This window comes from Enterobacter sp. H2G27, from assembly GCF_054403075.1.
This window is the reverse complement of sequence record NZ_JBSVSI010000001.1, coordinates 3582910-3597374: the sequence shown is the minus strand read 5'-3', so window position 1 is coordinate 3597374 and position 14465 is coordinate 3582910. Positions and strand designations below refer to the sequence as shown.

The 14465-nt window shown below is 57.8% G+C and carries 13 protein-coding genes; 9 read left to right on the top strand and 4 right to left on the bottom strand.

Annotation, left to right across the window (positions count from 1 at the left end):
- Window positions 1-26 precede the first annotated feature (26 nt).
- Window positions 27-815 (top strand): 4,5-DOPA-extradiol-dioxygenase, encoded by a 789-nt coding sequence (ygiD, locus tag ACW9E7_RS16990; RefSeq protein ID WP_458728135.1) that lies wholly within the window; start codon window positions 27-29, stop codon window positions 813-815.
- A 93-nt stretch (window positions 816-908) separates the two neighbouring features.
- On the opposite strand, the gene ACW9E7_RS16985 is transcribed toward ygiD, so the two are convergent.
- From ACW9E7_RS16985 to tolC, 3 genes are all read right to left on the bottom strand, one after another.
- Window positions 909-2069, bottom strand: a complete 1161-nt coding sequence (locus tag ACW9E7_RS16985; RefSeq protein ID WP_136195072.1) for a glutathionylspermidine synthase family protein — start codon at window positions 2067-2069, stop codon at window positions 909-911.
- A gap of 2 nt (window positions 2070-2071) precedes the next feature.
- Window positions 2072-2740: a DUF1190 family protein gene (locus tag ACW9E7_RS16980; RefSeq protein ID WP_048028997.1), complete on the bottom strand. Its 669-nt coding sequence runs from the start codon at window positions 2738-2740 to the stop codon at window positions 2072-2074.
- A 190-nt stretch (window positions 2741-2930) separates the two neighbouring features.
- Window positions 2931-4409, bottom strand: coding sequence for an outer membrane channel protein TolC (tolC, locus tag ACW9E7_RS16975; RefSeq protein WP_111963287.1), 1479 nt, complete (start codon window positions 4407-4409; stop codon window positions 2931-2933).
- 204 nt (window positions 4410-4613) lie between these two features.
- Between tolC and nudF the strand changes: the two genes are divergently transcribed.
- Genes nudF through parE form a run of 5 tightly spaced genes read left to right on the top strand, consistent with a single transcriptional unit; the run spans window position 4614 to window position 9022 of the window.
- Complete coding sequence (gene nudF, locus ACW9E7_RS16970) at window positions 4614-5246, top strand: ADP-ribose diphosphatase (RefSeq protein WP_008502974.1); 633 nt, start codon at window positions 4614-4616, stop codon at window positions 5244-5246.
- Entirely contained in the window at window positions 5243-5665 is a 423-nt protein-coding gene (locus ACW9E7_RS16965) for a DUF1249 family protein (RefSeq protein WP_014833293.1), read from the top strand. The genes nudF and ACW9E7_RS16965 overlap by 4 nt, the downstream gene beginning before the upstream one ends.
- 27 nt (window positions 5666-5692) lie before the next feature.
- Window positions 5693-6520, top strand: a complete 828-nt coding sequence (cpdA, locus tag ACW9E7_RS16960; RefSeq protein WP_458728134.1) for a 3',5'-cyclic-AMP phosphodiesterase — start codon at window positions 5693-5695, stop codon at window positions 6518-6520.
- Complete coding sequence (yqiA, locus tag ACW9E7_RS16955; protein ID WP_047173609.1) at window positions 6520-7101, top strand: esterase YqiA; 582 nt, start codon at window positions 6520-6522, stop codon at window positions 7099-7101. The genes cpdA and yqiA overlap by 1 nt, the downstream gene beginning before the upstream one ends.
- A 28-nt stretch (window positions 7102-7129) precedes the next feature.
- Window positions 7130-9022: a DNA topoisomerase IV subunit B gene (parE, locus tag ACW9E7_RS16950; RefSeq protein ID WP_111963285.1), complete on the top strand. Its 1893-nt coding sequence runs from the start codon at window positions 7130-7132 to the stop codon at window positions 9020-9022.
- A gap of 83 nt (window positions 9023-9105) precedes the next feature.
- Here the strand turns inward: parE and ACW9E7_RS16945 are convergent, their stop codons facing one another.
- On the bottom strand, window positions 9106-11247 hold the full coding sequence (locus tag ACW9E7_RS16945; protein ID WP_274240865.1) for a TonB-dependent siderophore receptor: 2142 nt from the start codon (window positions 11245-11247) through the stop codon (window positions 9106-9108).
- Window positions 11248-11631: 384 nt separating this feature from the next.
- Between ACW9E7_RS16945 and ACW9E7_RS16940 the strand changes: the two genes are divergently transcribed.
- From ACW9E7_RS16940 to ACW9E7_RS16930, 3 genes are read left to right on the top strand one after another with little or no spacing between them, the layout of a single operon-like run.
- A complete protein-coding gene (locus ACW9E7_RS16940; RefSeq protein ID WP_458728133.1) occupies window positions 11632-12444 on the top strand; it encodes an ABC transporter ATP-binding protein in 813 nt (270 codons plus the stop codon).
- Window positions 12441-13424: a FecCD family ABC transporter permease gene (locus ACW9E7_RS16935; RefSeq protein WP_458728132.1), complete on the top strand. Its 984-nt coding sequence runs from the start codon at window positions 12441-12443 to the stop codon at window positions 13422-13424. Before ACW9E7_RS16940 ends, ACW9E7_RS16935 begins: the two co-directional genes overlap by 4 nt.
- Window positions 13421-14461 carry a FecCD family ABC transporter permease gene (locus ACW9E7_RS16930; RefSeq protein ID WP_458728131.1) on the top strand — a complete coding sequence of 347 codons (1041 nt, stop codon included), beginning with the start codon at window positions 13421-13423 and terminating at the stop codon, window positions 14459-14461. The genes ACW9E7_RS16935 and ACW9E7_RS16930 overlap by 4 nt, the downstream gene beginning before the upstream one ends.
- Window positions 14462-14465 lie beyond the last annotated feature (4 nt).

Sequence of the window (14465 nt, the reverse complement as noted above, 5' to 3'; positions counted from 1 at the left end):
TTGACACCTTCTGTAAGGATATCACCATGACTTCTTCCCGTATGCCAGCCCTGTTTTTAGGCCACGGTAGCCCAATGAACGTTCTGGAAGACAACGTCTATACCCGCGCCTGGCGTCATCTGGGCGAGACGTTGCCGCGTCCGAAAGCGATCGTGGTGGTGTCTGCGCACTGGTTTACCCGTGGTACAGGCGTGACCGCCATGGAAGCGCCAAAAACCATTCATGATTTTGGCGGCTTCCCGCAGGCGCTATACGACACGCATTATCCGGCCCCCGGCTCGCCCGAGCTGGCACAAAGGCTGGTGGATTTGCTGGCGCCTGTCCCTGTGACGCTGGATAAAGAAGCCTGGGGCTTTGACCACGGCTCCTGGGGCGTGCTTATTAAAATGTATCCTGATGCGGATATCCCGATGGTGCAGTTGAGCATCGACAGCACCAAACCGGCCGCCTGGCATCTTGAGATGGGGCGTAAGCTGGCGACCCTGCGTGATGAAGGCATCATGCTGGTGGCGAGCGGCAACGTGGTGCATAACCTGCGTACCGCACGCTGGCACGGTGAGAACACGCCGTACCCGTGGGCGACCGCCTTTAACGACTACGTTAAAGCGAACCTGACCTGGCAAGGCCCGGCTGAGGAGCATCCGCTGGTGAACTATCTGGATCACGAAGGTGGTTCGCTCTCTAACCCGACACCGGAACACTTCCTGCCGCTGCTGTACGTTCTTGGCGCGTGGGATGGTCAGGAGCCGGTGACGATCCCGGTCGACGGTATCGAGATGGGGAGTCTGAGTATGCTGTCGGTGCAGGTGGGATAATAAAAGCAAAACGGCAACCTCAGGTTGCCGTTTTTAGTGTTTGCCCCCTCTCCCTGTGGGAGAGGGGCGGGGTGAGGGCATCAGGCCGCAGTCTTACTCCACGAAAATGTGCGGATAGAACCGCGACAGATCCTGCGTGATCAGCGCGCGATCTTCGCGAATTCCAATTCCGGCAGGCTGATCGTTGATGAGCCAGCTGCCAATCAGCGTATAGCTGTCGCCAAATTTTGGAAGTTGATAGAACTCCTGGACGATCATCCCTTCTTCGCCGTACGGCCCTTCAACCGCTTCCAGCGTCTTGCCGTTTTCGATAATCGACACGTTTGCGCCTTCGCGTGAGAAGATCGGCTTGACGACGTACTTCTCCATTTGCGGGTAATCATCTTCTGCAAAGTACGCCGGCAGCAGGTTCGGATGGTTCGGGAACATCTCCCACAGCATCGGCAGCAGGGCTTTGTTGGAGATAATGCTCTTCCAGGCCGGCTCAAGCCAGCGCACGCCAGCATCTTCCAGCTTGGTGGAGAACATCTCGCGCAGCATGTATTCCCACGGGTAGAGCTTGAACAGGTTGCTGATCACCTGGTCCTGCATGTCCGTGAACTGACCTTTTTCACCCAAGCCGATATCCTCGATATAGAGGAACTCGGTCGCCACCTCCGCTTCAGCGGCGCAATCCTGCAGATACTGAACCGTGCCACGGTCTTCTTCCGTGTCGCGGCAGCAGGCGAGATGCAGCAGGTTGAAGCCAAACTGCTCGCGCAGCTCGGCGAAGCGCTCGATCAGCTTCTCCTGCAGGCTGTTGAACTGGTCGCTGCCTTCCGGCAGGTTTCCGGCATTGGCCTGGTCTTCCAGCCAGATCCACTGAAAGAACGCCGCTTCGTACAGGGACGTTGGGGTATCGGCGTTGTTTTCCAGCAGCTTAGGCTCGCCTTTGCCGTCCCATGCCAGATCCAGGCGAGAGTAAAGCGAAGGCTGATTCGTTTTCCACGACTGGCGGACAAAGCTCCAGGTGTGCTTTGGAATGCGGAACTTTGCCATCAGCTCGTCGCTGTCGATGACTTTTTCCACCACCTTCAGGCACATCTGGTGCAGCTCGGCCGTTACCTCTTCCAGCTTCTCAACCTGGGCCAGCGTGAGCTTGTAATAGGCGTCTTCACACCAGTACGGCTCGCCGTACATGGTGTGGAAGTTAAAACCGTACTCGGTGGCTTTTTCGCGCCAGTCCGGGCGCTCGGTGATACTGACTCTTTCCATGATCAGCCGCCCATTGAGCGAGTAGAGGAGGTGCCTGTCGCGCTGCGCTGCATGCTGGTCTGCTTCGCCACAGACTCACCGAACCCGCCACGGGTGATGGTGCTGGTGGTCGCAGGCTTCGGCGCCATCGCCGTTTTCGGTACGGTCACGGTGCGGCCAGGGGTCGCTGCGCCGTAGCCTTTGCCGCTGGCATCGGTATATTGACCGTAAGCCGGGCTGGCCGGGTTTTTCGAGCTAAACAGCGGCTGCTGCTGGTAACCTGCACCACCGCCCATCAGGCGGCCCATCATGTAGCCTGCCATCAGCGGCATCCAGAAGCTGCCGCTGGACTGCGCCTGCGCCTGATTTTCAGGTGCGGTGCCTGCCTGAGCCGGTGCCTGCTGGCACTGACCTTCACCAAACTCCGCCACGCAGTCTTCGCGTGAGGCATATTTCGGCGCGGTACGTTCCGCTTCTTTCAGCGCGCTGGTGTAAGCCGTTTTACATTCGGCGGCTTTGCCGGTTGCGGCAGAACAGTCGTCCGCGTTTTGATACAGCGAAACCGTTTCGTCATTTTTCTCACAGCCTGCCAGCATAAAGACAGCCGTGACCGCCAGCGCAACAGGGGTGAGGTGACGCGCGTTCCAGCTCTTGCGGAACGACGCGTGATTGATCGTTTTTGTCCGTTTCATCTTTGTCTTCCAGGACCCAGTGGTAATAACGCTCAGGATAGAGGATGAGTGGTTGAAAATGAAGCGAAGAGGGGCGGAATCAGGGGGATCTTTACGTTGACTTACGTTCGGATGTGATTCAGATGCGCCCTCTCCCTGTGGAAGAGGGCTGGAGTGAAGGCATCAGGCCGCAGTGGGCCTGATGACACTCTTAGTTACGGAACGGATTATTGCTCTTGCTGGCAGGCGCTGTGGTTCGCGCGGCAGCAGGCTGTGCAGCAGGGGTAGTGCCGTTAGCGTTGAAGTTATCAACCGCGGCAACCTGCTCCGGGTTCTCCGGTGCAACGCTGTCCGGAGAGGTGGAGACCGGTTTGCCCAACGCGCTGTTCAGCATCTGCAGGTCTTGCTCGTTCAGCGTACCCAGAGCCTGTTTGATGTTCAGCTGGTTAATCAGGTACTGGTAACGCGCGCTGGAGAGCTGCTGTTTCGCGTTGTACAGCGTGGTGGTCGCATCGAGCACGTCCACAATAGTACGTGTACCGACCGAGTAACCTGCTTCCATCGCGTCCAGGGAGCTCTGTGCAGACACAACGGCCTGTTTATAGGCGTTGATGCTGCTGATTGAGGCGTTCACGTTGTTGAAGGAGGAACGCACGGTCTGCACCACGTTGCGGTGGGCGCTTTCCAGCTGCTCGCTCGCGCCAACAAAGTTGTACTGCGCCTGTTTCACCTGGGAGTTGACCTGACCGCCCTGATACAGCGGCAGGGAGAAGCTCAGGCCCACCTTGTTCTGGCCCATATTGCTGTCGTCATACTGGGACGTATTGGTTTTAGAGCCGCTGTAGGTTGTATCAGAGACACCGGTAGACGCGCTCAGGCTCAGGGTTGGCAGATGGCCGTCCTGCGCCTGACGAATTTGCTCGCGGGCCAGGTCCTGGCTCAAACGCGCCTGCAGCAGCGTCAGGTTGCGGTTTTCCGCCTCTTTCAGCAGGGCGTTAACGGCCTGCGGCTTATCCGTTTTGAAGCTGTCGACGTTCAGGGAGGCCAGCTCAGGATAGTAATTGCCGGTGACCTGACGCAGGGATTCCAGCGCGTTGTCGAGGTTGTTACGCGCGGTCACTTCGTTAGCCAGCACGGTGTCGTACTGTGAACGGGCGTTCTGCACGTCGGTGATCGCGACCAGGCCCACGTTGAAGCGCTGGGTGGTTTGATCTAACTGACGGTAAATGGCCTGTTTCTGCGCTTCGGTGTAGGAGAGTGCGTCAATCGCGCTCAGCACGTTAAAGTACGCCGTGGCAGTATTCAGGATCAGCGTCTGCTGGTCGGTCTGATAGGTCACATCCTGGATGCCTGCGCTCTTTTCCTGCAGTGTCAGGGCACGCCATTTGGACATATCAAACAGCGTCTGTGTTAATTGCAGTGAGGCGCTGGTAGCATTGGAGTTTACGCCGTTAGCGTCGCGGAAACCGTTGCTGTAGGTATAATCTGCACCTAAACCTAACTGTGGCAGCAAGGGGCTACGAGCTTCGTTAATCTTTTCAAACGCAGCATCACGATCGGCCGCTGATTTACGTAAATCAGGGTTGCCCAGACGTGCCTGCTGGTAGACCTGTAACAGGTTTTCCGCCTGGCTCATTGCACTGAAGCCCGTCAGGCTCAGGCCGATAAGGATGGGGAGCAATTTCTTCATTTGCATTCCTTGTTGTGAAGCAGTATTAGCGCTGATCTAATTAAAAAATAATTGCCGATTCTAACAGAATCATCCACACCAAAAGGTTGGCGTTACGTGCCATCTGGCGGTAATTTGCACCAATCTACCATATAGCCTTACAAACGGCAGCCAAACAGCCTTGAAATTCACAATTTCATCACCATTGCTACCAGGACTCGACTCATGCAAAAACCAGAAAAGTTGCCCGTGACATTCGCCAAAAACGATGTAGAAATTATTGCACGAGAAACGCTTTATAGCGGTTTTTTTTCAATGGATCTTTACCGTTTCAGGCATCGTCTGTTTAACGGGGAAATGAGCGGCGAAATCAGACGCGAAATTTTTGAGCGCGGGCATGCGGCAGTCTTGCTACCCTTTGACCCAGTGCGTGACGAAGTTGTGCTGGTGGAGCAGATCCGCATCGCCGCTTATGACGTCAGTGAGAGCCCGTGGCTGCTGGAAATGGTGGCCGGGATGATCGAAGAGGGTGAGACGGTTGAAGACGTCGCCCGACGCGAGGCGCTGGAAGAGGCCGGGCTGGTGGTGGGCCGCACAAAACCGGTGCTGAGCTATCTGGCAAGCCCGGGAGGTACCAGCGAGCGCTTGTCCATTATGGTGGGTGAAGTGGACGCCACGACGGCGGAAGGGATCCACGGTCTGGCAGATGAAAACGAAGATATTCGGGTTCATGTGGTGAGCCGGGAACAGGCTTATCAGTGGGTAGAAGAGGGGAAAATCGACAACGCAGCGTCTGTCATCGCCCTGCAATGGCTGCAGCTGCATTATCAGACATTACGAAACGAGTGGAAAAAATGAAGCGCTATACGCCTGACTTCCCAGAAATGATGCGCCTGTGCGAAACCAATTTCGCACAATTGCGCCGCCTGCTGCCGAAAAACGACGCACCCGGCGAAACGGTAAGCTATCAGGTGAGCAACGCGCAGTATCGTTTAACGATAACAGAATCAACGCGCTACACTACGCTGGTGGAAATTGAGCAAACGGCACCCAGCATTAGCTACTGGAGCCTGCCGTCGATGACGGTACGCCTCTATCACGACGCGATGGTCGCTGAAGTGTGTTCAAGCCAGCAGATCTTTCGCTTCAAGGCGCGGTATGATTACCCGAATAAAAAGTTGCATCAACGCGACGAAAAGCATCAAATTAACCAGTTTTTAGCCGACTGGCTAAGATATTGTTTAGCACATGGAGCAATGGCGATTCCGGTTTGTTAGCGTCATAAACCTACCTAAGGACACCATTTGGAAAGCCTGTTGAACCTGACTGTTGCTGGTGGGGCGCCAGTCAGGATATTACAAATCACCGATACCCACCTTTTTGCCGAAAAGCATGAAACGCTGCTGGGGGTGAATACCTGGGAGAGTTATCAGGCGGTACTTAGCGCGATTCACGCCGAAAACCGTGCATGCGATCTGATTGTCGCAACGGGCGATCTGGCGCAGGACCAATCTTCCGCGGCCTACCAGCATTTTGCTGAAGGCATCGCGAGCTTTAGCGTGCCTTGCGTCTGGCTGCCAGGAAATCATGACTTCCAGCCCGCTATGTACAGTTCTCTCCAGGATGCGGGTATTTCTCCGGCGAAATGTGTTTTTGCGGGTGACCAGTGGCAGATCCTGCTGCTGGATAGCCAGGTGTTTGGCGTCCCGCACGGTGAGTTAAGCGAGTTTCAGCTCGACTGGCTGGAGACCAAACTGGCTGCTGAACCTGAACGTCACACGCTGCTGTTGCTTCATCATCACCCTCTGCCGGCGGGCTGTAGCTGGCTCGATCAGCACAGTCTGCGCAACTCCGCATCGTTGGATCGCGTGCTGGCGAAGTTCCCGCGAGTGAAAAACCTGCTGTGTGGACATATTCACCAGGAACAGGATCTCGACTGGAACGGGCGCCGCATGCTGGCGACGCCGTCGACCTGCGTTCAGTTTAAGCCGCACTGCGCCAACTTTACGCTGGATACCATTGCGCCAGGCTGGCGCTGGCTGGAACTGCATGCCGACGGCACGCTGACCACGGAAGTCTGCCGTTTGACCGGTGCAAAATTCCGCCCGGATACCGCTTCAGAAGGCTATTGATGTCTACGCTCCTTTATCTGCACGGATTCAACAGCTCGCCGCGCTCCGCAAAAGCGACTCTGTTTCGCCAGTGGCTGAGCGAGCATCACCCCGACGTTGAGATGATTATCCCGCAGCTGCCGCCTTACCCGGCAGAGGCCGCGGAGATGCTGGAATCGATTGTGCTTGCGCACGGCGGCGAAACCTTTGGTGTGGTCGGTTCCTCGCTGGGCGGGTATTACGCCACCTGGCTCTCACAATGCTTCATGCTACCTGCCGTTGTGGTTAATCCGGCGGTTCGGCCATTTGAGCTGCTGAGGGACTTTCTTGGCGAAAACGAGAACCCCTACACCGGGCAGCAATATGTGCTAGAGTCACGCCATATTTACGATCTCAAAGTTATGCAGGTCGACCCGCTTGAGGCGCCGGATCTCATCTGGCTGTTGCAACAGACGGGTGATGAAGTGCTGGATTACCGCCAGGCAGTGGCGTATTACGCCTCCTGCCGCCAGACTATAGAAGAGGGCGGAAACCATGCTTTCACGGGCTTTGAGAATCATTTCACCCAGATTGTCGATTTTCTTGGACTGCACAGCCACTGACAATCAATGCGAATTGCTAGTTTAAATCATGACGCAAACCTATAACGCTGATGCCATTGAGGTCCTCACCGGGCTTGAGCCGGTTCGCCGCCGCCCGGGGATGTACACCGATACAACGCGCCCAAACCATCTGGGCCAGGAAGTTATTGATAACAGTGTGGACGAAGCGCTGGCGGGCCATGCCAAACGCGTTGACGTTATCCTGCATGCCGATCAGTCGCTGGAAGTCATCGACGACGGGCGCGGCATGCCGGTGGATATCCATCCGGAAGAGGGCGTGCCTGCCGTTGAGCTGATCCTCTGTCGTCTGCACGCGGGCGGTAAGTTCTCCAACAAGAACTACCAGTTCTCCGGCGGCCTGCATGGCGTGGGGATTTCCGTCGTGAACGCCCTGTCCAAGCGCGTGGAAGTAAACGTCCGTCGCGACGGCCAGATTTATAACATCGCGTTTGAAAACGGCGAGAAGGTGCAGGATCTGCAGGTTGTCGGCACGTGCGGCAAACGCAACACCGGCACCAGCGTCCACTTCTGGCCTGACGAAAGCTTCTTCGACAGCCCGCGCTTTTCCGTATCCCGCCTGACGCACCTGCTGAAAGCCAAAGCGGTGCTGTGTCCGGGTGTGGAAATTACCTTTAAGGATAACGTCAACAATACCGAGCAGACCTGGTGCTACGCCGATGGCCTGAACGACTACCTGTGCGAAGCGGTAAACGGCCTGCCGACGCTGCCGGAAAAACCGTTCGTCGGTAACTTTAGCGGCGATACCGAAGCGGTCGACTGGGCGCTGCTGTGGCTGCCGGAAGGCGGCGAACTGCTGACCGAAAGCTACGTCAACCTGATCCCAACCATGCTCGGCGGTACCCACGTCAACGGGCTGCGTCAGGGACTGCTGGACGCGATGCGCGAATTTTGCGAATACCGCAATATCCTGCCGCGCGGCGTGAAGCTGTCGGCGGAAGATATCTGGGACCGCTGCGCCTACGTGCTCTCCGTGAAGATGCAGGATCCGCAGTTTGCCGGTCAGACCAAAGAGCGTCTGTCGTCACGCCAGTGCGCGGCGTTTGTCTCCGGCGTGGTGAAAGATGCGTTTACCCTGTGGCTGAACCAGAACGTTCAGGCAGCAGAGATGCTGGCTGAAATGGCGATTTCCAGCGCCCAGCGTCGTCTGCGTGCCGCGAAGAAAGTGGTGCGTAAAAAGCTGACCAGCGGCCCTGCGCTGCCGGGCAAGCTGGCGGACTGTACCGCACAGGATCTCAACCGTACCGAGCTGTTCCTCGTGGAAGGAGACTCGGCGGGCGGATCGGCCAAGCAGGCGCGCGACCGTGAATATCAGGCGATCATGCCGCTCAAGGGGAAAATCCTGAACACCTGGGAGGTCTCTTCAGACGAAGTGCTGGCCTCGCAGGAAGTCCACGATATCTCGGTGGCGATCGGTATCGATCCGGACAGCGACGATCTGAGCCAGCTGCGCTACGGCAAGATCTGTATCCTCGCGGATGCGGACTCCGATGGTCTGCACATCGCCACGCTGCTGTGCGCGCTGTTTGTGAAGCACTTCCGCACGCTGGTTAAAAATGGTCACGTCCACGTGGCGCTGCCGCCGCTTTATCGTATCGACCTCGGCAAAGAGGTTTACTACGCGCTGACGGAAGAAGAAAAAGCGGGCGTGCTGGAACAGCTGAAGCGCAAGAAGGGCAAACCTAACGTTCAGCGCTTTAAAGGGCTGGGCGAGATGAACCCGATGCAGCTGCGCGAAACGACGCTGGATCCGAACACGCGCCGTCTGGTGCAGCTGACGATCAGCGACGAAGACGAACAGCAGACCAACGCCATGATGGATATGCTCCTTGCCAAGAAACGTTCGGAAGACCGTCGTAACTGGCTGCAGGAGAAAGGCGATATGGCGGATATTGAGGCCTGATGCCCTCACCCTAACCCTCTCCCACAGCGAGAGGGAATGGATCGTAGGCCCGGTAAGCGTTAGCGCCACCGGGCTTTTTTACATCAAAACTCCATCTTCACCGTAAACTGCACTTCGCGCGGGTCGCCAATCTGATTACCCAGATTGTTGGTGGCGATAGATGAGGTGTAGTAGGTTTTATCAAACAGGTTCTTCACGTTCACCTGCAGCGTCACCGGATACTGTAGCTTCATCTTGTACGCCGCAAACGCATCCGCCACGAAATACCCCGGCAGATAATAATCCGCACCGTTGGTTGCGGAACGACGGCTTACGCCGTGCCCGCCGCCGCCCAGCGTCAGGGTATTCCCGGCAAACGCATTGTGAATATCGTAGGTCAGGAACAGGGAGCCGGTATGGCGCGGCACGTTCGGCAGCGGTTTGCCCGCGTAGTCCGGATCTTCCAGCACCTTCGCGTCGGTATAGCCATAGCTGGCGATAATATTGGTGTTCTCGGTCAATGAACCGGCCAGATCAACCTCCACGCCCTGGGAGCGCACGCGGCCCGCCGTTTTGGCGATGGTTTCCCCTCCCACGCTTTCGTTGTACAACACGTTGCGTTTGTGAATATCAAACAGCGCGATATTGGCGGTAACCCCATCGAACAGGTCGAACTTTGCGCCCACTTCGTAAGCATTCGACGTTTCCGGCGGCAGATCGCCGATGTAGCTCGCAATGGACGACTGCGGCATAAACGTCTGCGAGTAGTTGGCAAACAGCGAGACCGCTGGCGTGAGCTTATAAACCAGCCCCAGCTTCGGCGTCCACTGTTCGTCGCGGCTGTCGGTGTTGACGTTGAACGGGCGGCCTTTCCCCGCGTACTGGGTGTAATACTGGTAGCGCATGCCTGCGACGGCAATCCACTTATCGGTCAGGTACAGCGCGTCCTGCGCATAGGCAGAGTAGCTTTCCTGCTTCAGCGTCTGGTCGCTGTCGGACGCCGACACGGTGGTGCATTTGCCGAGTTTGCCATACGTCGGATGATAGATATTGAAATCCTTAACGTTCTTACAGCGGATCATGTCGGTGCGCAGCAGATCGTAATTCTCATACGACACGCCGGTCAGGATCTCATTGTAAAAGCCCGCGATGTCCACGTTTCCCTGCAGATCCGCGCGCGTCGTGTGCATACGCTGTGTCGAGCCCTGGGTCGCATCCACGCGGCGGGTCAGGTTGCCGGTTTTTGAATCGTAGGCCATCACGCGCGCCTGGTTATCGCTGTATTTATCCTGGCTGTAGCTGTAGTCAAACTTCGCGGTCCACTGGCTGTTGAGGCGATATTCCGCATTGAGCTGAGCGAGATCGGACTGCCCGTCGGTCACGTTAAACGGTTCATCAAAGCGGGTTTTGCGATCGACGTCGACGGCTTTTTTAGTGTTGAGATCGAAGATCGTTCCGCGATCGAACGGCGTTTTATAGTCGCGATGCGAATAGAGCACGGTCACGGTGGCGTCGTCGCCGAACCAGGTGAGCGACGGGGCGATAAAGGTGCTGCGTTCGTTGCCAAAATTACGCCAGTAATCCTCGTCCTGATACTCACCCGTCAGGCGATACGCCAGGCGCGTGCCGTCAATCGGGCCAGTAACATCGATCTGTCCGGTGCCGCCGCCAAAGCTGGAAGAGGTGGCAGAAATTGAACCGCCGAAGGTCTTCTCAGGGCGTTTGGTGACGACGTTAATCAGGCCGCCCGGATCGAGAATGCCGTACAGCGTGGAGGCCGGGCCTTTCAACACCTCCACGCGCTCGGTTGCGGCATTAAAGCTGCGCGGCAGGACGGTGCGCAGGCCGTTAGTCATGATTGACCCGTCGCGGTTCGCGCCAAATCCGCGGCGCACGAAGGCATCCTGCGTACCGCCCAGGGTGTTGGTCTGCACCACGTTGCTGACGTTGTACAGAGCTTCATCCAGCGTGGTGGCATTTTGATCCTCCAGCACTTTGTCGCTGACGGTATTGACCACCTGCGGGATGTCCAGCATCGGCATGTTGGTTAACGTCGCGGTGGAGGTGTTCAGCGGCTGATAGCCGTTGGTGGCCTCCGCCGTCGTATTTGGATCGGCGGTGACGGTAAGCGTTTCGCCATCTTTAGCCGCGGTGTTATCTGCTGCCTGAACCAGCGGCGCCATAAACAGCAGGGAAAAGAGCGCGCGCCCTTTTACCCCAGAGAGTGAAGGTGTGAACGTAGCCATTACATCTGTTATCCCGAAATATCCCGCGAATGACGTTTCGCGGCAAACTGTGTGAGTCATTGCCCTTTACGGTCTGTCCGTTAGCCGGAAGTGGCATCGGACATGTAATTGAGAATCATTCAATCATGCGTGAATGTAGTAGTAAATGGAAAAAAGAAAAAATCGACTACAGCGTTTAACCGTGCGTACAAGCGCAGCGGGATCATAATTAACTTATTGAAATAGATGTTTTTACAAGCCGTCGAGTTTTCACTTTTACTCAGGTTTATCCCTGGCTTTATCAGGGTGTTTCTTCGCTTGACTACTACATGGCGCGGCGTCAAACTCTCAAAAGAGAATGAGTTTTATTTTTATTTATTGGTTTTTCATTACGTTGGCGTTCACGTGGCTCACAACACACACAAACCGGGTCTGGTTCTGGAGAACCTCTCTGCGGGCTATCAGAAAAAAATCATCGTTGATGATATCTCCCTTGCGATCCCACAGCAGAAAATGACCGTGCTGGTAGGGGCGAACGGCTGTGGAAAATCCACGCTGTTGAGCACTATCGCGCGGCTGCTGCAGCCGCTTGGGGGAACCGCGCTGCTGGACGGTAAAGCCATTCATGAGCAGCCCACCAAAGCGGTCGCCCGTCAGCTTGGCATTCTCCCTCAGTCGCCGCTGCTGCCGGAAGGGTTAACCGTTTTTGAGCTGGTCTCGCGCGGGCGTTTTCCCTGGCAGAACTTTATGCGTCAGTGGAGCGACGAGGACGAGCGGGCGGTGGAAGAGGCTCTGCGCCTGACCGGCACGGCAGAGTTTGCCCATATGCCGGTGGAAAGCTTATCCGGCGGCCAGCGTCAGCGCTGCTGGATCGCCATGGCGCTGGCGCAGCAAACTCCGTATATCCTGCTTGACGAGCCGACGACGTATCTCGATCTCCGCTACCAGGTGGAGATCCTTGAGCTTCTGCATACGCTGACGCGTGAGCACGGGCGTACCGTGGTGGTGGTGCTGCACGATCTTAACTTTGCCGTGAACTACGGTGATTCGCTGGTTTTTTTACGCCAGGGAAAAGTGGAGGGCGTATTGCACGAGGGCGACGTCTGCACCCCAGCGCTGATCAAAGCGGTGTTTGATGTGGACGTGCATATGTCCATCAACCCCTTGACCGGCAAACCGTTCTTTATGCCGTTTCGCCAGAGCCTTGAACAGCCATGATGCGCACTTCTCTCGCCTTCCTGATTTTTACATTACTGCTGGCGCTGGGCGCGATTACGCATCTTGGCATCGGTGCACGCTTTATCGCCCCGCAGACGGTAGTGGAGGCATTCATCCACTTCGACCCGCGCAATTTCGACCATAACGTCATTATCAAATTACGACTGCTGCGCCTCTGCGCCGCGATGGTGACGGGCGCCGCGCTCGGCGTGGCGGGCGTGCTGCTGCAGTCTGTGATCCGCAACCCGCTCGGCGAACCGCATATTCTGGGGCTCAACGCCGGGGCTGCGCTGGCAGTGGCGAGCGTCAGCGCGCTTGGCCTGTCGCTGCCGTTTGGTCGCCCGCTGATTGCCGCCGCCGGTGCCGCCGCGCTGTTTCTGCTGGTGCTGATGTTTTCCTCTTCCGGTCGCACCGGGCTCACGCCGATGAAGGTCACCCTGTGCGGCGTGGCGATGTCGGCGTTTGCCTCGTCGATTACCGCCGCGGTGTTAATCCTGGATGAACAGACGCTGCTCGACCTGCGCACCTGGCTGGCGGGTGATATCGCCGGGTTCAACGCGCAGATGCTCCAGAGCGCCCTGTGGGCTGCAGCAGCCGGTTTTGTTCTTGCTATCGGGCTGTCGCCCTCGCTCAACATGCTGGCGCTGGGCGACAGAATGGCGCAGGGGCTTGGCGTGTCCCTGCTGAAAACCCGCCTGCTCGCCCTGCTGGCCATCGCGCTACTCTGCGGCGCGGCCGTCTCTATCGCCGGGCCGATTGGTTTTATTGGCCTGGTCGTGCCGCAGCTCATTCGCCGTCTGGTGTCAGTCGATTTACGCGTGATGGTGCCGCTGTCGGCCCTGTGCGGCGCGCTGGTGCTGCTGCTGGCGGATATCGCCGCCCGCACGCTGTTTACCCCCTGGGAGCTGGCAACCGGCATCATGACGGCCCTGGTCGGCGCGCCCGTATTCATCTTTATGGCGTCGAGGATGTTCAAATGAACCGGGCCGGATTCCGCGCGATCCGAATTGGCCGTATATCGGCGCTGGTTCGCCCGAAAGTGCTGGCGTACCTGTCGCTTATTGCGCTGGCGGCGTTAAGCCTGCTGGGCTTTGGCCTGACGCACGGTTCTCTGCCTATTCCAACCTCCGCCATCGGGCGCGCGCTGTTTTCGCCTGAAAGTCTGACGGCGGAGACGCGTTACGTCGTGATGGATATCCGCCTGCCGCGCCTGATGATGGCGGTGCTGTGCGGCGCGATGCTCGGCATGGCGGGGGCGGCGATGCAGTCCATCACCCGCAACGGTCTGGCTGACCCGGGGCTTATCGGCGTGAAGGAGGGCTGTAGCGCGGCGGTACTGCTGCTGATTTTTCAGTTCCCGGCGCTGAGCCTGGCCTGGCGTCCGCTGGTCGGCATGGCCGGTGGGCTGCTTACCGCGCTGCTGGTGATCGTCCTGGCGCGCGATATCTCGCGCCCGCGGTTCATCCTGATCGGCATCGGCGTGTCGTGGGCGTTTGCCGCGGCGATGGGCGTCTTTATGACCACCGCCGACGTGCGTGACGTACAGACGGCGATGCTGTGGCTGGCGGGAAGCCTGCATGCGGCAAACTGGACGCTGGTAGGCCTGGCTGCGCTCTGGGCCGCCCCCGCGTTTGCGCTGCTGCTGTTTACCGCCCGGGCCGCGGACGTGGCGTTGCTCGGCAATCAGGCCGCTACGGGCCTTGGCGTTCGCATAACGCGGCTGGCGCTGCTGAGGGTTCTCGCCCCGGTGGTGCTGACGGCGGCCTGCGTCTCGTGCGTGGGCAGTATAGGTTTCGTGGGGCTGATTGCCCCGCATATGGCGCGCCTGCTGCTGCGCGGTGGGCAAACCGCGCTCCTGACGGGAAGCGCCGTGCTGGGCGCGCTGCTGGTGCTGCTGGCGGATAACGTCGGGCGTCTGGCATTCCTCCCGCTGCAGCTGCCGGCGGGAATTGTCATTTCATTGATTGGCGGACCGTTTTTCCTGCTGCTGCTCTGGCAGCGTCGGGACAGATTTTAGGGGA